The 18,175-nt window shown below is 63.6% G+C and carries 16 protein-coding genes and 1 pseudogene; 4 read left to right on the top strand and 13 right to left on the bottom strand.

Annotation, left to right across the window (positions count from 1 at the left end; translation table 11 throughout):
- Positions 1 to 31: 31 nt before the first annotated feature.
- From PWP93_RS12955 to PWP93_RS12905, 11 genes are all read right to left on the bottom strand, one after another.
- On the bottom strand, positions 32 to 778 hold the full coding sequence (locus tag PWP93_RS12955; RefSeq protein ID WP_421044746.1) for an ABC transporter ATP-binding protein: 747 nt from the start codon (positions 776 to 778) through the stop codon (positions 32 to 34).
- On the bottom strand, positions 778 to 2,565 hold the full coding sequence (locus tag PWP93_RS12950) for an ABC transporter permease subunit (RefSeq protein WP_421044745.1): 1,788 nt from the start codon (positions 2,563 to 2,565) through the stop codon (positions 778 to 780). The genes PWP93_RS12955 and PWP93_RS12950 overlap by 1 nt, the downstream gene beginning before the upstream one ends.
- Before the next feature lie 4 nt (positions 2,566 to 2,569).
- Complete coding sequence (locus tag PWP93_RS12945; RefSeq protein WP_421044744.1) at positions 2,570 to 3,625, bottom strand: branched-chain amino acid ABC transporter permease; 1,056 nt, start codon at positions 3,623 to 3,625, stop codon at positions 2,570 to 2,572.
- A 234-nt stretch (positions 3,626 to 3,859) separates the two neighbouring features.
- Entirely contained in the window at positions 3,860 to 5,029 is a 1,170-nt protein-coding gene (locus PWP93_RS12940; protein ID WP_421044743.1) for an ABC transporter substrate-binding protein, read from the bottom strand.
- A 231-nt stretch (positions 5,030 to 5,260) separates the two neighbouring features.
- Positions 5,261 to 6,427 (bottom strand): ABC transporter substrate-binding protein, encoded by a 1,167-nt coding sequence (locus tag PWP93_RS12935; protein WP_421044742.1) that lies wholly within the window; start codon positions 6,425 to 6,427, stop codon positions 5,261 to 5,263.
- 670 nt (positions 6,428 to 7,097) lie between these two features.
- Positions 7,098 to 8,069, bottom strand: a complete 972-nt coding sequence (locus PWP93_RS12930; protein WP_421045084.1) for a branched-chain amino acid ABC transporter permease — start codon at positions 8,067 to 8,069, stop codon at positions 7,098 to 7,100.
- On the bottom strand, positions 8,069 to 8,953 hold the full coding sequence (locus tag PWP93_RS12925) for a branched-chain amino acid ABC transporter permease (RefSeq protein WP_421044741.1): 885 nt from the start codon (positions 8,951 to 8,953) through the stop codon (positions 8,069 to 8,071). The genes PWP93_RS12930 and PWP93_RS12925 overlap by 1 nt, the downstream gene beginning before the upstream one ends.
- A 136-nt stretch (positions 8,954 to 9,089) precedes the next feature.
- Positions 9,090 to 10,307, bottom strand: a complete 1,218-nt coding sequence (locus tag PWP93_RS12920; protein ID WP_421025084.1) for an ABC transporter substrate-binding protein — start codon at positions 10,305 to 10,307, stop codon at positions 9,090 to 9,092.
- A gap of 112 nt (positions 10,308 to 10,419) precedes the next feature.
- Positions 10,420 to 11,181 (bottom strand): ABC transporter ATP-binding protein, encoded by a 762-nt coding sequence (locus PWP93_RS12915; RefSeq protein ID WP_421025085.1) that lies wholly within the window; start codon positions 11,179 to 11,181, stop codon positions 10,420 to 10,422.
- Positions 11,178 to 11,957, bottom strand: a complete 780-nt coding sequence (locus PWP93_RS12910) for an ABC transporter ATP-binding protein (protein WP_421025086.1) — start codon at positions 11,955 to 11,957, stop codon at positions 11,178 to 11,180. Before PWP93_RS12910 ends, PWP93_RS12915 begins: the two co-directional genes overlap by 4 nt.
- A 335-nt stretch (positions 11,958 to 12,292) precedes the next feature.
- Positions 12,293 to 13,999 (bottom strand): GMC family oxidoreductase, encoded by a 1,707-nt coding sequence (locus PWP93_RS12905; protein WP_421044740.1) that lies wholly within the window; start codon positions 13,997 to 13,999, stop codon positions 12,293 to 12,295.
- A gap of 171 nt (positions 14,000 to 14,170) precedes the next feature.
- On the opposite strand from PWP93_RS12905, the gene PWP93_RS12900 reads away from it, so the two are divergent.
- Together PWP93_RS12900 and PWP93_RS12895 are read left to right on the top strand one after the other, a co-directional pair.
- A complete protein-coding gene (locus tag PWP93_RS12900) occupies positions 14,171 to 15,058 on the top strand; it encodes a LysR family transcriptional regulator (protein ID WP_421025088.1) in 888 nt (295 codons plus the stop codon).
- 205 nt (positions 15,059 to 15,263) lie between these two features.
- A complete protein-coding gene (locus PWP93_RS12895; protein WP_421044739.1) occupies positions 15,264 to 15,791 on the top strand; it encodes a class IV adenylate cyclase in 528 nt (175 codons plus the stop codon).
- A 33-nt stretch (positions 15,792 to 15,824) separates the two neighbouring features.
- Here PWP93_RS12895 and PWP93_RS12890 read toward each other — a convergent pair whose 3' ends face one another.
- Positions 15,825 to 16,316 (bottom strand): Lrp/AsnC family transcriptional regulator, encoded by a 492-nt coding sequence (locus PWP93_RS12890; RefSeq protein ID WP_065062258.1) that lies wholly within the window; start codon positions 16,314 to 16,316, stop codon positions 15,825 to 15,827.
- A 141-nt stretch (positions 16,317 to 16,457) separates the two neighbouring features.
- On the opposite strand from PWP93_RS12890, the gene phhA reads away from it, so the two are divergent.
- A complete protein-coding gene (phhA, locus tag PWP93_RS12885; protein WP_421044738.1) occupies positions 16,458 to 17,378 on the top strand; it encodes a phenylalanine 4-monooxygenase in 921 nt (306 codons plus the stop codon).
- 113 nt (positions 17,379 to 17,491) lie between these two features.
- A complete protein-coding gene (locus PWP93_RS12880) occupies positions 17,492 to 17,830 on the top strand; it encodes a 4a-hydroxytetrahydrobiopterin dehydratase (RefSeq protein ID WP_421025300.1) in 339 nt (112 codons plus the stop codon).
- A 117-nt stretch (positions 17,831 to 17,947) separates the two neighbouring features.
- On the opposite strand, the pseudogene PWP93_RS12875 reads toward PWP93_RS12880, so the two are convergent.
- Positions 17,948 to 18,165, bottom strand: a pseudogene (locus tag PWP93_RS12875) (DUF3717 domain-containing protein); the annotation flags it as partial.
- Positions 18,166 to 18,175 lie beyond the last annotated feature (10 nt).

The following is an 18,175-nucleotide window of genomic DNA, read 5'->3' as shown; positions in this document are numbered from 1 at the left end:
ACGCCGCTCATTTCTACAGAGGTTGACGAGATCAGACCTGCTTTTTAGCCAAACCAAGGTAAGTCTCGATCACCCGCGGATTCTGCGCCAGATATTGCGCCGGCCCCTCGAGCGCCAGATCGCCGGTTTCCAATACGTAGCCGTAATCGGAAATCTGCAGTGCGGCGCGAGCGTTCTGTTCGATCAGAAGCGTCGCCACGCCCGTCTGTCGCAAGGCGCTGATGATATGGAAGATTTCCTTGACGATCAGCGGCGCAAGCCCGAGGCTAGGCTCATCGAGCATCAGCAGATCCGGCTTGCCCATTAGCGCACGCCCGACCGCGAGCATCTGGCGCTCGCCGCCCGACAGCGTGCCCGCAGCCTGGGCGCGCCGCTCCTTCAGACGCGGAAACAGTTGAAAGACGTGATCGAGTTGGTCGAGAAAGTTGCGCTCCCCTGCCCGCTTACGCCGATAAGCGCCGAGCACGAGGTTGTCTTCGACGGTCATTGAAGCAAACAGCTCGCGCTTCTCGGGCACGAGACACATGCCGCGCGCGACGCGTCGCTCGATCGGCAGCATGCCGATTTCCTCACCCTGATAGGCGATCCGGCCGCTGGCATGGCCCGTGACGGGCAGCGAACCCATGATGGCGTTGAGCAGCGTGGACTTGCCAGCTCCATTGGGGCCAATCACGGAGACGATTTGCCCCGCGCCCACCTTGATTGTGGCCTTGTGCAGCGCCTCGATTTTGCCGTAACGGACGGCGAGCCCAGAGACTTCGAGTACAGGTGCGCTCATCACTCCACCCCGCCCAGATAGGCCTCGAGCACCGCCGGGTCCTGCTGCACGTCTTCCGGCAATCCTTCCGCGATCCGCGTGCCAAACTCCATCACGACCAGGCGGTCGGTGAGGTTCATCACGAAATCCATGTCGTGTTCGACCAGCAGCACGCTCATCCCCTCCTCTCTTAATCTGCTTAGCAGACCCGCCAACTGTTGCTTCTCCTTGTAACGCAAGCCGGCTGCGGGCTCGTCGAGCAACAGCAGGGTCGGATCGCAGCAGAGCGCCCGCGCAATCTCCAGAATGCGCTGCTGGCCAAGCGCGAGGCTGCCGGCCTCGTCGTACATGTGCTGCTCGAGGCCGACGCGGCGAATCTGCCTGGCCGCCTCGCTCATTAGACGCCCTTCCTCCGCAGCATTGAGCTTTACGACGCTGCGCAGCACACCCGAATGGCCGCGCAGATGCGCGCCAATCGCCACGTTCTCCAGCACGGTCATCGTCGGCAGCAGCTTGACGTGCTGGAACGTCCGCCCGATACCGCGCGCGACGATTTCACGTGAAGTCAGCTTGTCGATGCGCTCGCCGCGGAACGTAATCGCACCGCTGGTCGGTTGCAGCACGCCGGTCACGAGGTTGAAGGTGGTCGATTTGCCCGCGCCGTTCGGGCCAATCAAGCCGATGATCTGCCCCGCCCGCACCTCGAAACTCACATCATTGACGGCGACGAGCCCGCCAAACTGCTTGCGCGCCTTATCGACGGTCAGCAGCATTTCGCCCGCGGCTGGCTTGCTGCGCTGCGGCAAGGCCTCGGCATGCTCGGGCACGTGAGCCTGCGGCCCGCGCGGAAAGAGGCGCGCCACGAACGGCCACACGCCGCGCCGAGCATATTGCAGCAGCAGCACCATCAAGATGCCGAACACGATGATCTCGAAGTTACCGTTCTCGCCCAACAGCTTCGGCAACAGCGTCTGCAGCCAGTCTTGCAGCACGGTGAGGATCGCAGCACCGAGGACTGCGCCCCAGACGTGCGCCACGCCGCCCACCACGGCCATGAACAGGTATTCGATGCCGTGGTTCAGGCCAAAGGGCGTCGGGTTCACCGCACGTTGCAGATGTGCGTAGAGGAAGCCGGAGACCGCCGCGAGCACCGCCGCGTAAACGAAGATCACCACGCGCATCCACGCCGTGTTCACGCCCATCGCCTCGGCCATCAAACCACCGCCGCGCAACGCCCGGATGGCACGGCCCGTGCGGCTATTAAGCAGATTCTGAACAGAGATGACCGACGCCAGCACCACCACCCAGATCAGGTAATAGATATGGCGCCCCGATTCGAGCTTGATGCCGAGCACGTTGAGTACCGGAATGCCATTGATCCCGTCGTACTTGCCGAGCATCTCAAGGTTGCCGAACAGGAAGAACAGCGCGAGGCCCCAAGCGATGGTGCCGAGCGGCAAGAAGTGACCGGAAAGCCGCATGGTGACGAGCCCCAGCACGAGCGCGACAAGCGCCGTGATCACGACACCGACGATCAGCGCCAGCCACGGCGAAACACCGTATTGCGTGGTCAGGAAAGCCGTCGCATAGGCGCCGAGCCCGACGAACGCGGCCTGCCCGAAGCTCGTCATCCCGCCGATGCCGGTGAGCAGCACGAGCCCGATGGCGACGATCGAATAGAGGCCGATATAGTTGAGCAGCGTGATCCAGTACTCGGGCACGTGCACGGGGCCTGGCAGCACCGGCAGCGCGAACATGACCACGAGGAACAGCCAGAAGAAGCGGTTGTGCAAAACGAGTCGTTTCATCGCGTCACTCCTCTTCCTCTTCAGCATGCGGCGTGGAAAGACTGCGCCACAACAGCACGGGAATGATCAGTGTGAACACGATCACTTCCTTGTAGGAGCTTGCCCAGAACGACGAATACGACTCCAGCAGGCCCACGAGCACGGAGCCGGCAGCCGCAAGCGGATAACTCACGAGGCCGCCTATGATGGCGCCCACGAAGCCCTTCAGACCGATCAGGAAGCCCGAGTCGTAGTAGATGGTGGTGAGCGGCGCCACGAGCACGCCGCACAGCGCGCCCAGGCCTGCCGCGAGCGTGAACGCGAGCCGCCCGGCCTGGGTCGTGCCGATGCCCACGAGGCGCGCGCCCAGCCGGTTCACCGAGGTCGCGCGCAGCGCCTTGCCCGGGATCGTGCGGTCGAAATAGAAGTACAGCGCGACGATCAGCACCACCGCAGTGCCGATGACCCACAGGCTCTGCCCCGAAATCGAGAGGCTTCCGACGTTGAACGTTGCGTCGGTGAATGCGTTCGTGCGCGAACCTTCGGCGCCGAACATCACGAGCCCGAGCCCCACCATCGCGAAGTGCACGGCCACGGCCACGATCAGCAGCAGCAGCGTGGTCGCCTCGGCGATGGGCTCGTACGCGAGCCGGTAGACGAACGGCCCCATCGGCACGACGATCGCGAGCGTGAGCGCGATCTGCGCGAGCATGGGCAGCGGCTGCCCGGCTACGCCGCGCGTCAGCGCATAGAGCGCGACAGGAAACAGCAGATACTTGCCCGCGAGCGTCACGAGCGTGCGCGGCGCGTGCTTGCGCCGTTCGGCGTGCCGCACGACCCCGGCAGTCTCCACCACGAAGCACGCGGCGCCCAGCGCAACGAGCAGCCAGCAGGTTGCGGGAAACTTCTGCGATTGCAGCGCGGCCAGCGTGAGCGCGCCGTATGAGACGAACTCGCCCTGCGGAATTAAGATCACCCGCGTCACGGAGAACACCAGCACCAATGCGAGCGCAAGCAGCGCGTAGATCGCTCCGGTGGTGATGCCGTCCTGCGCGAGGATCGCGGCGATCGATAAATCCATAACCCCTCTTTGTGTAGCGCGTGAAACCAGGAACAAGCTGGATACGTCGAAAAAACCGGCGATGCAAGAAAAGCGCGCGGCGCAGCCGCCGGGCTGTGCCGCCTTAAAAGAGACACCGCGAAGACGCGGTGCGCGGCCATTGTGAGTGACCGGAATGGACCGCAAGTGTTGAGGGCGCGGCGTGCGTTTCACGTGACGCTGCGCAGCGTCACGCCACTACATCGTGCGCGGCGCTCACTCGGCCTGCAACTTCCACTTGCCGTTGACGATCTCGACAATCACGCGCGCGCGCTCGTCGAGGCCGTTGTGATTGGTGGGCGTGGTGTTCATGATGCCGTGCGAGAGCGGCAGTTCCTTGACGTTTTCCAACGCGTCGCGCAGCGCCACGCGGAACGCCTCGGTACCGGGCTGCCCGGCCTTCAGCGCCACCGGAATCGCGCGCTGGAGCATCTGGCCCGCGTCCCAGGCGTGGCCGCCGAAGGTCGCCACGGAGCCCGCGCCGTAGGCCTTCTCGTAGGCCGCCTTATACGCGAGCGCCGACGTCTTCACAGGGTTCGAATCAGGCAGTTGATCCGCAACCAGAATCGGGCCCGCGGGCAGGATCTCGCCTTCGCAGTCCTTGCCGCACACACGCAGGAAGTCGTTGTTCGCTACGCCGTGCGTCTGATAGATCTTGCCCTTGTAGCCGCGATCCTTGAGCGTGGTCGCGGGCAGCGCCGCCGGCGTGCCCGAGCCTGCGATCAGCACGGCATCAGGATTCGCCGACATCAGCTTGAGCACCTGCCCCGTGACCGACGAATCCGCGCGGTTATAGCGCTCGTTTGCGACAACCTTGAGATTATGCTTCGCGGCCGCCGCGCCGAATTCCTTGTACCAGCTCTCGCCGTAGGCATCCGTGAAGCCGATGAAGCCCACCGTCTTCACGCCATGCTTCTCCATATAGCCCGCGATCGCATTGGCCATCAGGTCATCGTTTTGCGGCGTCTTGAACGCCCATTTACGCTTGTCGTCCATTGGCTGCACGATGGCCGCCGACGCCGCAAGCGAGATCATCGGCGTCTTGCCTTGCATCACGACGTCGAGCATCGCCAGCGAGTTGGGCGTCACCGACGAACCGATGATCGCGTCCACGTGATCCTCGTCGATCAGCTTGTGCGTGTTCTGCACGGCCTTGCTCGTGTCGGAGGCGTCGTCGAGCACGATGTACTGCACGCTCTTGCCTGCGATCTCCTTGGGCAACAGCGCCACGGTGTTCTTCTCCGGAATGCCGAGCGACGCAGCCGGCCCCGTTGCTGACAGCGTCACACCGATCTTCACCTGCGCGGCGGCCATGCCCGCCGCCCCCATCAGCGCCGCTGCGATTCCGGCGCTAATCGATCTCAAAACCCACTTTTTCGTTTTCATTGCGCGTCTCCAAACGCTTTGTCTGCGTGTTATCGAGTCATCCGGCGCCAATTACTATGATCTTCGTAAATCCAGCGCTGGCCTCTGAGTGTAGTAATCAGGGTCCTGCGTGTGATGCATGGTTTTCCCTGCCCGCCCCGCTTCGTTGCATCGGCAACAAAAAAAGGCACCTCGATTCGAGCGTGCCTTTTTCGTCTCTTGCTTGCTGTGCTTGCGCGTTCCTCGTGAAACTCAGTCGCCGGCCAGCTTCCACTTGCCGCCGCTAATCTGCACCATCGCGCGCGCGCGTTGATCGAGGCCCGCATGATCGGTTGCGCTCATGTTGAAGATGCCATGCGCGCCAGCAACGTCGTGCGACTCCTCAAGCGCCTTGCGCAGCGCCTCGCGGAACGCCTTCGTGCCCGGCTGGCCCGCCTTCAGCGCGACCGGAATCGCGTGCTGCAACAACAGGCCCGCGTCCCACGCATGACCGCCGAACGTCGAGATCGAGCCCGCGCCATAGGCCTTTTCGTAGGCCGCCTTGTATGCGAGCGCCGATTGCCTGACCGGATTCGTGGCCGGCAACTGGTCGGCCACAAGCAGCGGCCCCGCCGGCAGATAGGTGCCCTCGCAATCCTTGCCGCACACACGCAGGAAATCGTTGTTCGCCACGCCATGCGTCTGATAGATCTTGCCCGCGTAGCCACGCTCCTTGAGCGTCTTCTGCGGCAGCGCGGCCGGCGTGCCCGCGCCGGCGATCAGCACGGCGTCGGGATGCTGCGAGATCATCTTGAGCGCCTGGCCAGTGACCGAAGCGTCGTTGCGCGCGAAGCGCTCGTTCGCCACGATCTTGATGCTCTGCTTCGCGGCAGCGGCGCTGAATTCCTTGTACCAGCTCTCGCCATAGGCGTCCGAGAAGCCGATGAAGGCCACCGTCTTCACGCCGTGCGCGGCCATGTGCTGCGCGATGGCGCCGGCCATCAGCTGATCGTTCTGCGGCGTCTTGAAGACCCAAGCGCGCTTCGCATCCATCGGCTCGACGATCGTGGCCGCAGCGGCCATCGAGATCATCGGGGTGGACGTTTCGGCAGCGACGTCGATCATCGCGAGCGAATTCGGCACCACGGTCGAGCCGAGCAGCGCGTCCACGTGCTCTTCACTCGTCAGCTTGCGCGCGTTCTTCACGGCCTGGGTGGAATCGGTGGCGTCGTCGAGCACGATGTACGCGACGCGTTGGCCGGCGATTTCCTTCGGCAGCAGCGCGACCGTATTCCTCTCGGGAATCCCCAGCGATGCCGCCGGCCCCGTGGTCGACAGCGTCACGCCGATCTTCACGTCCGCCTGCGCCGCACCTGCGGTCGCCGCGAGCACCCCGGTCGCGACACAAGCCGCGCTCATCCAACGCCAAACCAACCGCATCTCGACTCCTTCGACAATCGTTCTCTTTCTTTATTGCCCCGGATTTTCGGCGAATCCGTAAAACCATCCGGGCAGATAATGCTGACCGCATGGTCGGCGAATGGCGAGTGTAACGGAGCGATGTTTGGCGCGGCAAGCGCTTTCCAATGGCTTACGGCGCGAATGCAACGCCTGGCAGGGCTCACGCTTGCGGCGGCAACGTTTGCTTAATTCGAAACGTGAAAGAATGCGGACGTAATCGTCGAAAAGCGCCGATTATTGGCGAACGCCATACCGAGGTAACGAGAGGGAAAAGAAGAAAAACCGGAAGGGAAAAGATAATCTGAAAACGAGAACGTATGCCAGCCAAAAACGGCGCACGAATATAAAAAGCGCTGTTGGATTTCCATCCAACAGCGCTTCCTTGTCCGGGCACTTTGTGCCTCAGTTGTCTCCTCGTTCTCCACCTGCAAATTTGGTGCATCAGAACTAGATGGGACTTTAAACTTCACCCCCCTCTCGGGCAACTAGCATTTACCCCTAGTGGTGCAGTGCGGCACCTTAAGAGGGCAACTGAAAGGGCACCGCGCGAGCGCTGCGGGAGCGCTCCACGGGCGTTCTGGCGTGCCATTGTCTCATTGCCGCCGACCAAAAACCATGAAGCCGGACGTTCATTTGCTGCGCCGCTCTATCAAGCCCGCAACGGCCGCACGCGCGAGACGATCTCGCCAACGATGCCGCGCCGGAACGCCAGCACGCACGCGATGAAGATGAGCCCGGTCACGATCGTCGCCGACTCGCCCAGCGAGCGGAACCAATCCACGCCCGTCAGATGCGCGAGCGCGGTGCCGATGTCGCCGAGCCGGTCTTCGAGCGCCACGATCAACGCCGCCCCGAGCAACGGCCCGAACAGCGTGCCCATGCCGCCCACGAGCGTCATCAGGATCACAAGACCGGACATGGTCCAGTAGGCGTCGCCGAGCGTCTCGAAGCCGAGCACGAGCACCTTGAGCGACCCGGCGAGGCCCGCGAGGCCCGCCGAAAGCACGAACGCGAGCAGCTTGAAGCGATCGGTGTCGTAGCCGAGCGAAACGGCGCGCGGCTCGTTCTCCTTGATCGCGCCCAGCACCTGCCCGAACGGCGAGTGCACGGTCCGCACGATCAACATGAACGCGAGCACCATCACCACGAGCACGACATAGTACAGCGTGAGATCGGAGTCGAGCGAGACGAGCCCGAACAGCTTGCCGCGCGGCACGCCCTGGAGGCCATCTTCGCCGTGCGTGAACGGCGCCTGCAGGTACACGAAGTACACCATCTGCGCGAGCGCGAGCGTGACCATCGCGAAGTAGATACCCTGGCGGCGGATCGCGAACAGTCCCACGATCAGCCCGAGCGCCGTGCCCGCGACCGTGCCGGCCAGCACGCCCAGCTCCGGCGTGAAGCCGAGCGACTGGATCGTGTAGCCAGTGGTATAGCCCGCCGTCGCGAGGAACATCGCATGCCCGAACGAGAGCAGCCCCGTATAGCCGATCAGCAGATTGAACGCCGCGGCAAACAGCGCGAAACACAGCACCTTCATCACGAAGAGCGGATACGCGCCGACGAAAGGCGCCACGATCAGCCCGATCAGCAACACGCCATAAAGCACTTTTCTTTGCATCATCGTTCCTTGCCGAAGAGGCCAGCGGGGCGAATCAGCAGCACGATCGCCATGATCACGAACACCACGGTAGCGGAAGCCTCAGGCCAGAACACGCGCGTGAAGCCTTCGATCACGCCGAGCAGGAGGCCCGTGATGATCGAGCCCATGATCGAGCCCATGCCGCCGATCACGACCACGGCAAACACCGTGATGATCATCGGCTGGCCCATCAGCGGCGAGACCTGGATGACCGGCGCGGCCAGCACGCCCGCGAACGCGGCAAGCGCAACGCCGAAGCCATAGGTGAGCGTGATCATGAGCGGCACGTTGATGCCGAACGCCTCGACGAGCTTGGGGTTCTCGGTGCCGGCGCGCAGATAGGCGCCAAGGCGCGTCTTCTCGATCACGAACCAGGTGGCGAAACACACGGCCAGCGATGCGACCACGACCCACGCGCGATAGTTGGGCAGATACATGAAGCCGAGATTGGTCGCGCCCGAAAGCGCGTCGGGCACGTTATACGGCTGCCCCGAGGAACCGTAGATCGAGCGGAACACCCCTTCCACCACGAGCGTGAGCCCGAAGGTCAGCAGGAGTCCATACAAATGATCGAGCCGATAAAGCCAGCGCAGCATCGAACGCTCGATCACGACGCCGATGAAACCCACCAGAATGGGCGCGACGAAGATCATCACCCAGTACGGCAGGTCGAAGTAAGCGAGGCCCATCCACGTGAGCATCGCGCCCAGCATGAACAACGCGCCGTGCGCGAAGTTGATCACATTGAGCATGCCGAAAATCACCGCGAGGCCCAGGCTCAGGATCGCGTAGAACGAGCCGTTCACGAGCCCGAGCAACAACTGGCTCAGCATTGCCGGAAGCGGAATGCCAAAGATCGTCATGAAAGCCGCCATGAATGCCAACAACGGTTATGCACACAAGCAGCGCGCGGCGCGGGCTTCTCTTGCGCCGCGCCGCGTGCCGCATGCCTGACACCCCTGCGTCACACCCTTCGGGTCCGACAAAACGCCAGGGCGCTTACTTCCACAGCGCGCATTTGCTCTCCTGCTTCGTGGTGTACGCCTGCTCGCCCGGAATCGTCTGCAGGACCTTGTAGTAGTCCCACGGCTTCTTCGATTCGGACGGCTTCTTCACCTCGACCAGATACATGTCGTGGATCAGCACGCCATCCGCGCGAATGTAGCCGCCCTTCGTGTACATGTCGTCTATCTTCGTCTTCTTGAGCTCGGCCATCACCTTGTCGGAATCGGTCGTGCCGGCCGCCTGCACCGCCTTCAGATACGAGGTCACTGCCGAATAATCGGCCGCCTGCAACTCGGACGGCATCTTCTTCGTCTGGTCGTAGTAGCGCTGCGCCCACTTGCGCGTCGCGTCGTTCTGGTCCCAGTACCAGCCGGTCGTGAGCACGAGGCCCTGCGTGGTGTCGAGCCCGAGGCTGTGCACGTCGGGCAGGAACATCAGCAGCGCGGCGGTCTTCATCGTCTTGTTGATGCCGAATTCCTTCGCGGCCTTGATCGCGTTGACCGTATCGCCGCCCGCGTTCGCGAGGCCGAGAATCTGCGCCTTCGACGACTGCGCCTGCAGCAGGAACGACGAGAAGTCCGACGCGGAGAGCGGATGGCGCACTTCGCCGAGCACCTGGCCACCGTTCGCCTTCACGACATCCGCGGTGTTCTTCTCGAGCGACTTGCCAAACGCGTAATCGGCGGTCAGGAAGAACCAGCTCTTGCCGCCCTGCTTGAGCACCGCGAGGCCCGTGCCCTTCGCGAGCGCCACCGTGTCGTAGCCGTAGTGGACCGTGTACGGGGTGCACTGCTCGTTCGTCAGCGCATCGGTGCCCGCGCCGGTGTTGATGTACACGCGCTTCTTCTCGAGCGCGACCTGGTTCATTGCCAGTGCGGTCGCCGAGTTCGTGCCGCCGAGCAGCAGGTCGAGCCCGTCACGGTCCATCCATTCGCGCGCCTTCGACGCCGCGATGTCCGCCTTGTTCTGATGGTCGGCGTACACCACCTGGATTGGCTTGCCGAGCACCTTGCCGCCGAAGTCCGCCACCGCCATCTTGATGGCGGCGAGGCCGCCCGGGCCGTCGTCGTCCGCATAGAGGCCCGACATGTCGGTGATGAAGCCGATCTTCACCGCGTCGTTGGCGGCCTGCGCGGTCCCTGCGCTGAACGCCATCACGGCAGCCGAGGCGGCAAACAGGCCCGCAAGCCGCGCGAACGTGGTTTTCTTCATTGCAGTCTCCTTCATTTGGTTGCGTTGTTATTCAGGAACACTCCATGAACACCGGAGGCAAACGAATCGCGCGGCGCGGTCCTGCGCCCGCACGCGACAAAAAAAATGGGAACTAGACCCCCAACAGGTCGTGCAGCACGGGCATCTTGCCTTCGAGCTCGGCAATGCCGAAGCGCTCGACGATGCGCCCGTGCTCCATCACGTAGAAACGGTCGGCGAGCGGCGCCGCGAAGCGGAAGTTCTGCTCGACCATCACGATCGTGTAGCCGCGCGACTTCAGCGTGATGATCATGCGTGCGAGCGTCTGCACGATGACCGGCGCAAGGCCCTCGGAAATCTCGTCGAGCAGCAGCAGGTTCGCGCCCGTGCGCAGGATGCGCGCCACGGCGAGCATCTGCTGCTCGCCGCCCGAGAGTCGCGTACCCTGGCTGTTGCGGCGTTCCGCGAGATTCGGAAACATCGAGTAGATCTCGTCGAGCGACATCCCCTTCGCGCCCTTCATGCCGATCGCGGGCGGCAGCAGCAGGTTTTCCTCGCACGAGAGGCTGGAGAAAATGCCGCGCTCCTCGGGGCAGTAGCCCACTCCGCAATGCGCGATGCGGTAGGTAGGCATATGAATGGTCTCGCGCCCGCCAATGCGGATCGACCCGGTGCGCCGGCCCGTGAGGCCCATGATCGCGCGCAGCGTGGTCGTGCGCCCCGCACCGTTGCGCCCGAGCAGCGTGACGACTTCACCGCGTTTCACGGAAAAATCGACGCCGTGCAGGATGTGCGATTCGCCATACCAGGTTTGCAGGCCCGCGATTTCGAGGGCGCTTTCGCCGGATGCCGCATTCACGGCCGCTTCGTGCCCATGTTCCGTCACCGTGCTCATGCGTGCGCTCCCACGAGCGCCGCGTCGGCACTGCCCATGTACGCTTCAGCCACGAGCGGGTTCTTCGACACTTCCGCGTAGCTGCCCTCCGCCAGCACCTCGCCGCGCTGCAGAACCGTAATGGTGTCGGAAATGCCGGCGATCACGTTCATGTTGTGCTCGACCATCAGGATCGTGCGGCCGCTCGATACCTTCTTGATGAGCGCCGTGACGCGGTCCACGTCTTCGTGACCCATGCCCTGGGTGGGCTCGTCGAGCAGCATGAGTTCGGGCTCCATCGCGAGCGTGGTCGCGATCTCGAGCGCGCGCTTGCGTCCATAGGCGAGCTCGACGGTCGGCACGTCGGCGAAATCGGTGAGGCCCACCTGGGTGAGCAGATCCATCGCGCGATCGTCGAGTTCGGCGAGCGTGCGCTCGCTCTTCCAGAAGTGATACGCGGTGCCGAGTTGGCGCTGCAGGCCGATGCGCACGTTCTGCAGCGCCGTCAAATGCGGAAACACCGCCGAAATCTGAAACGAGCGAATGATGCCGCGCCGCGCGATCTGCGCGGGCCGCTCATGGGTGATGTCGATGCCGTTGAAGACGATGCGTCCCGAGCTCGGGACCAGAAATTTAGTTAGGAGGTTGAAACAAGTGGTCTTGCCCGCGCCATTCGGTCCAATGAGCGCGTGAATCGAACCGCGGCACACCCGCAGGTTCACCCCGTTGACGGCCGTGAAACCTTTGAATTGTTTCGTGAGGCCGCGTGTCTCCAGAATCGTGTCGCCGAGAATCATGTCCCCTTCCACGCGAAGTAAGGCGTAACACTTCAGATCGTTCGTGCTGGGCAGTGCCCGACTTTGCACGACGCGCCATGTTTGGGCGCGCGTTTGCCCGCTCTCTCATTCCGCGCCATTGTCTCGCCAATGATGCAGCGCAATCATTGGGATTTGCACTTACGGGTGAGCAACACGGTTCACATTCTCTCAACACGCAATTTGACAGCAAATAGCAGCATGAAGGCATCGTGATGACATTGATTTGAATGCACCGCGATTGCGCGCAAGACGTGGCAAAAGCGCTTGCGCCGCCTTGCGCGGCGCAAGTCCTGGATAGTGGTCCGAAACGCGCGTCACGCAGGTGTCGCAGACGCACTCGCCTCATTGCGCACGTTCGTGGATGCGCCTGTCCGACGGTCTTCGCGCAGCATCTGCGCGGCGCGCTCCGCAATCATCAGCGTGGGCGAATTCGTGTTGCCCGAGGTGATGATCGGCATCACCGATGCATCCACGACACGCAAGCCCTGCACGCCGCGCACGCGCAGCCGCGCATCGACCACGGCGTCCGGGTCGTCGGCGCGGCCCATGCGGCAGGTGCCCACCGGATGGAAAATCGTCGTGCCCACGTTGCCTGCCGCCTCGCGCAGTTGCGCCTCGCTCTGGAACGCGGACCCCGGCAGTATTTCCTCCGGACGATAACCCGCGAGCGCAGCCGAGGCCGCTATGCGACGCGTAAGCCGCATGGCATTCGCAGCCACGCGCAAGTCTTCCTCGGTGGACAGATAGTTCGGCGCAATCACGGGCGCGTCCTCGGGGTTAGCCGACACTGCATGAATGCTGCCGCGCGATGTGGGCTGCAAATTGCAGACCGATGCCGTGAACGCGTTGAAGCGATGCAGCGGCTCGCCAAAGCGATCGAGCGAAAGCGGCTGCACGTGATACTGCAGGTCGGGACGCGTCTTGCCTGGATCGGACTTCGCGAACGCGCCGAGCTGCGAGGGCGCCATCGACATCGGACCGCTCTGGAACAGCGCATATTCCATGCCGATCATCAGCTTGCCCCACCAGTGCGCGGAGGCCGTGTTGAGGGTGCGCACGCCGTTCACGCGAAACGCCATGCGCAGTTGCAGATGGTCCTGGAGATTTTCGCCCACTCCGCGCAAATCCTGCACGACGCTCACCCCGAGCCGCGCGAGCCGCGCCGCATCGCCCACGCCGGAGCGCTCCAGCAATTGCGGCGAGTTCACCGCGCCCGCGCTCAGAATGACTTCGCAGCGCGCTCGCGCGAAATACGCAACGTCGCCGCGATATTCCACGCCCACGCAACGCGTGCCCTCGAAGATCATGCGCTCGGTGAGCGCGCCCGTAATCACGGTGAGATTGGGCCGCTTCATGGCCGCTCGCAGAAAGGCCTTCGAGGTGTTCCAGCGCACGCCGTGCTTCTGGTTCACCTCGAAATAGCCGACGCCGCCGTTCGGGCCGCCGCTGTCGCCGCGATTGAAATCGTCGACAGCGGGAATGCCCTGCTCCTGCGCGGCTTGCGCGAACGATTCGAGAATCCGCCACTTCAGGCGCTGCTTCTCGACGCGCCATTCGCCGCCCGCGCCGTGATACGCGTTCGCGCCGCCGTGGTGATCCTCGCTGCTGCGAAACACGGGCAGCACCGCATCCCACGACCAGCCCGAGTCGCCGGTCACGCGCGCCCATTCGTCGTAGTCCTCGCGCTGGCCGCGCATATAGATCATGCCGTTGATCGACGACGATCCCCCCAGCACGCGCCCACGCGGATACGACAGCGCCCGGCCGTTGAGGCCTTCCTCGGCAACGGTTTTGTAGCGCCAGTCCGTGCGCGGATTGCCGATGCAGTACAGGTAGCCGACCGGGATATGTATCCAGTGATAGTCGTCCTTGCCGCCCGCCTCGATCAACAGCACCGAGACATCGGGGTCTTGCGTGAGGCGGTTGGCGAGCACGCAGCCCGCCGAGCCGGCGCCGACGATCACATAATCGAATTCGCCTTCCAGGCGGCGCGTGGGTGCGTCGCGTTCTTGTATGGCCATGGCTCGGTGTCTCCTGTCGATGGGGCCTGGCGCTTTCGTGCCTGGTTCCATCCCGTGCAGAGCTTTTGTGCTCGTAACGCCTGTTCTGTGCCAGTTAGCGTAATCGCGCAAGGCATTGGCGATCCAATGATTAATCCTCAACAGAGATATAAGGCGAGTTAATATCAGCGCATGGACCTGACCTTGTTGCGCGCGTTCGTGACGGTCGCGCGAGAGGGCAATCTCACGCGCGCGGCCACGCATCTGCATCTGACCCAGCCGGCCGTGAGCCTGCAGATCAAGCATTTGCAGGAGACGCTCGGCGTCACGCTTTTCACCCGCACCTCGCATGGCCTCGTGCTCACGCGCGACGGCCAGGCGCTGCTGCCGCACGCCGAGCGCGCACTCGCCGCCGCCGGCGACGTACAGCGCGCCGCCGCCGCGCTGCGCCACGAGGTGCGCGGGCGGCTGCGCATCGGCACCATCCTCGACCCCGCGTTCCTGCGCCTCGGCGGCTTCCTGCGCCAGCTCGTGGAAACCTGGCCGCAGATCGAGACGGCGCTGCGTCACGGCATGTCGGGCTGGGTGCTCGACCAGGTGCGCGCCCGCGAACTGGACGTGGGCTATTACATCGGCCAGCCCGCGCCCGATCCCGACATCTTCCACACGCTCACGCTCACCCGCTTTCAATACCGCGTGCTCGCGCCCGCCGGCTGGAAAGACCGCGTCAAGGGCGCGCGCGACTGGCGCGCGCTCGCGGCCCTGCCGTGGATCTGGACGCCGCCCGCGTCGGCGCATAACCGGTTGCTCTCGGGACTCTTCGAAGCCGCGCACGCCAAGCCCGTGAAAGTCGCCGAGGTGGACCAGGAGCCGTCGATGCTCGATCTCGTGAAATCGGGCGTGGGGCTCTCGCTGGCCCGCGAGCCCACCGCGATCGCCGAAGCGCACGCGCATGCGCTCACCATCGTCGAAGGCGTGACGGTGCCCACCGAACTCACTTTCATCACGCTCGCCGCGCGCCGCGACGAACCGGCCATTGCGGCTGCGCTCAAGGCCATCGAAACGCAATGGGCGATATGAGCCGTGCTCATGAACGTGTGCATGACAGAGGCGGGTGAAACCGCGGGGGTAACAGCGCGGTCACACAAGTTTTGCTAGATTCGCAATTCGCTCCGCGTTTTGCGCACCCTGGCCACCTGATACGCCCGATGCGCGCGAATGCAGGCATGGAGGCGCGGCGCGTTCCTGGCCTCGCCCATCGTTTCCCGTCCCACAGGAGCCGTGCATGGCCCGCAACATCGAAATCAAAGCCCGCGCCCGTCATTTCGACGCTCTGCGCGAACGCGCCGCCCAACTCGCACCCGACGCGCCGCTGATCTTTCGCCAGCAGGATTTTTTCTATGACGTGCCGCGCGGCCGCCTGAAGCTGCGCCAGTTCGACGACGGCACACCGCCCGAGCTGATCTTCTATCAGCGCGACGACCGTGACGGCCCGAAGGCCTCGTACTACACGCGCAGCCCCGTCACCAATGCCGAGGCGATGCACTCGCTGCTCGCCACGGCGCTCACGACACGCGGCATCGTGTCGAAGGAGCGCCACGTGTATCTGGCGGGCCGCACACGCATCCATCTGGACCGCGTGGATGGTCTGGGCGACTTCGTCGAGCTCGAAGTGGTGCTCGGCCCCGAGGACGACGAGCAAGGCGGCGAAGCCGAAGCCCACGCAATGTTCAGGCAGCTAGGCGTGGATGAAAGCGATCTGGTGGCCGTGGCCTACGTCGATCTGCTCAACGCGCCAGCCGTGGCGGTCTGAGCGGCCAGCAGCGCACGCCTCGCGGCGCCGGATTCAGGGCGCCGCCGCGCCGGGCTCCAGATGCCCGAGCGGCAGCGGACCATTGCGTTTGAAGGTCGTGAGCACGATATTCGAGCGCACGCTATCCACGCCGGGCACCCGCATCAGCTTCTTCATGACAAACGACGACAGCGCGTTCAAATCCGGCGCCACGATGCGCAGCAAATAGTCGGCGTCTCCCACCACGGCATGGCATTCGAGCACCTCCGGCAGCACGTCGATCTGCTGCTGGAACTGCTCGATGATCGAATCCCCGTGGTGCTTCAATTTCAGGCTCGTGAACGCGGTCACGCCCAGGCCCAGCTTTTCGGGCCGCAGCACGACGCGATAGCCGTCGATCACCCCCGACGCCTCCAGCCGCTGCAGCCGCCTGCCGATCTGCGAAGGCGAAAGCGGCACCTGCTCGCCCAGTTGCTGATGCGTGGCGCGGCCAAAGCGCTGCAAGACATCGAGCAGCGCAAGATCGAAATGATCGAGTTCGAGCATGAAAAAAATTCGCATTAATGGATTTAATAATGCTCGATTATTGCATATATAACGTCTTATTTGCCTCTAATGCGCGCATGCCGCGCCTGCTCCGCTCTACACTTGCGTATTCACCCGCATTTTTATCGGAGCGCTACAAACATGGCTGCCGCTGCCACCGCGAAGCTGCAAGAGCAGTTCGACGCGGGCCTCACGACCCGTCCCGATTTCACCATCGACCAACCGCTCGAACGCTACGACGCAGTCGATCACGCCGTCTGGGAGCAGCTCTACCGGCGGCAGATGGCGCTGCTCGAAGGCCGCGCCTGCGGGGCGTTCATCGAAGGCGCACACCGCATTGGCCTGGACGTCGCGCACGTGCCGGTGTTCGACGCTGTAAGCGAACGGCTGATGGCCGCGACCGGCTGGCGCATCGTGGCGGTGCCGGGGCTCGTGCCCGAGCGCATTTTCTTCGAGCACCTGGCGCACCGCCGCTTCCCGGTCACCTGGTGGATGCGCCGCCCGGACCAGATCGATTACCTGCAAGAGCCGGACTGCTTCCACGATCTGTTCGGCCACGTGCCGCTGCTGACCGACCCCGTTTTCGCCGATGCGATCCACGCTTACGGGCAAGCCGCGCTTGCAGTAGACGAAAACGCGTTGCCGCTGCTCGCGCGGCTCTATTGGTACGCGGTGGAATTCGGCCTGATACGTGAGACAAGCGGTGAGACAAGCGGCGACGCAAACGCGCCGCATGGCGTGAAGATTTATGGCGCGGGCATTGTGTCGAGCAAGGGCGAATCGCTCTACAGCGTGGAAAGCGCCGCGCCCAACCGGCTGGCCTTCGACCTCGAGCGCGTGCTGCGCACGCGTTATCGCATCGACACATTTCAGAAGACCTATTTCGTGATCGACTCGTTCGCGCAGTTGTTCGACGCGCTGGGCACGGGCATTGCCGCGCATCTCGCAGATCCCGCGCCGCTCATTGCCGCCGCGCCGTACGCCGCTGGCGACGTGCTGCAGAGCGACACGGTCTACACACTCGGCACGCGCGAAGGCTGGCTCGACGACGGCGACGTCTAAGCGCGCCATCCGACCGGACGCGCGAATTGCCGCACCACTGTCCGGCTAGCTCGCGCAGGTTGCCCATCCGTGAAAAAATGGCCTATTGACCTGGCGCGTTTGCCGGGCCCGGAATACACCCAGCACAGACAGGTGCCACGATGATCAATCGACTCACATCCGAAGAGCGCGCCACGCAGCTCGCCGAACTCCGCGGCTGGCATGCCGTCGCGGGCCGCGACGCCATCCAGCGCCATTTCCGTTTCGCCGACTTCAACGAAGCCTTTGGCTTCATGACGCGCGTGGCCATCAAGGCGCAGGAAATGAATCACCATCCCGAATGGTTCAACGTCTACAACCGCGTCGAAATCACGCTTTCGACCCACGAGGCCGACGGCCTCACCACGCGCGACATCCAGCTCGCGCGCTTCATCGATTCGATCGCGCCCGGCCCCCTCGCCGCCTCGGCCTGAATGAAGATCGCGTAAGCGCTTTGCGTGCGTCGCGCGTTAAATGGAAACCTGCACGACGCACGGCACGCATAAGCGCTGCAATGAAAGCATAATGCAGGGTATCAGGCGTCCAAACCTTCAGCTTTGAAGGCCATTTTTGAAGGATACGTAAGACTCCCAGGCAGCGCTTGCATAGGGTCTAAACGTTCCGGTGAGAAGACGTTCTGACGCTGTACAATCAGCAGCGCATACGGTCTGGAACGCGCTTCCTGGCCCAACGACAACGCGAGTTCGTCGCCGCTCGAAGGCGAGCAGTTGCGCCAGAAGTCGAAACGCGAACTGCGTGCGTAAGTGCTAAACCCATTG

Origin of the sequence: Paraburkholderia sp. A1RI-2L, from assembly GCF_048957375.1 — a bacterium.
Taxonomy (GTDB): Bacteria; Pseudomonadota; Gammaproteobacteria; order Burkholderiales; family Burkholderiaceae; genus Paraburkholderia.
This window is presented reverse-complemented; position numbering and strand designations above follow the sequence as displayed.

Coding starts and splice junctions, on each gene's coding strand:
- PWP93_RS12955 (WP_421044746.1), bottom strand. CDS start 778: ATGAGCGCACCTGTACTCGAAGTCTCTGGGCTCGCCGTCCGTTACGGC.
- PWP93_RS12950 (WP_421044745.1), bottom strand. CDS start 2,565: ATGAAACGACTCGTTTTGCACAACCGCTTCTTCTGGCTGTTCCTCGTG.
- PWP93_RS12945 (WP_421044744.1), bottom strand. CDS start 3,625: ATGGATTTATCGATCGCCGCGATCCTCGCGCAGGACGGCATCACCACC.
- PWP93_RS12940 (WP_421044743.1), bottom strand. CDS start 5,029: ATGAAAACGAAAAAGTGGGTTTTGAGATCGATTAGCGCCGGAATCGCA.
- PWP93_RS12935 (WP_421044742.1), bottom strand. CDS start 6,427: ATGCGGTTGGTTTGGCGTTGGATGAGCGCGGCTTGTGTCGCGACCGGG.
- PWP93_RS12930 (WP_421045084.1), bottom strand. CDS start 8,069: ATGCAAAGAAAAGTGCTTTATGGCGTGTTGCTGATCGGGCTGATCGTG.
- PWP93_RS12925 (WP_421044741.1), bottom strand. CDS start 8,953: ATGACGATCTTTGGCATTCCGCTTCCGGCAATGCTGAGCCAGTTGTTG.
- PWP93_RS12920 (WP_421025084.1), bottom strand. CDS start 10,307: ATGAAGAAAACCACGTTCGCGCGGCTTGCGGGCCTGTTTGCCGCCTCG.
- PWP93_RS12915 (WP_421025085.1), bottom strand. CDS start 11,181: ATGAGCACGGTGACGGAACATGGGCACGAAGCGGCCGTGAATGCGGCA.
- PWP93_RS12910 (WP_421025086.1), bottom strand. CDS start 11,957: ATGATTCTCGGCGACACGATTCTGGAGACACGCGGCCTCACGAAACAA.
- PWP93_RS12905 (WP_421044740.1), bottom strand. CDS start 13,999: ATGGCCATACAAGAACGCGACGCACCCACGCGCCGCCTGGAAGGCGAA.
- PWP93_RS12900 (WP_421025088.1), top strand. CDS start 14,171: ATGGACCTGACCTTGTTGCGCGCGTTCGTGACGGTCGCGCGAGAGGGC.
- PWP93_RS12895 (WP_421044739.1), top strand. CDS start 15,264: ATGGCCCGCAACATCGAAATCAAAGCCCGCGCCCGTCATTTCGACGCT.
- PWP93_RS12890 (WP_065062258.1), bottom strand. CDS start 16,316: ATGCTCGAACTCGATCATTTCGATCTTGCGCTGCTCGATGTCTTGCAG.
- phhA (WP_421044738.1), top strand. CDS start 16,458: ATGGCTGCCGCTGCCACCGCGAAGCTGCAAGAGCAGTTCGACGCGGGC.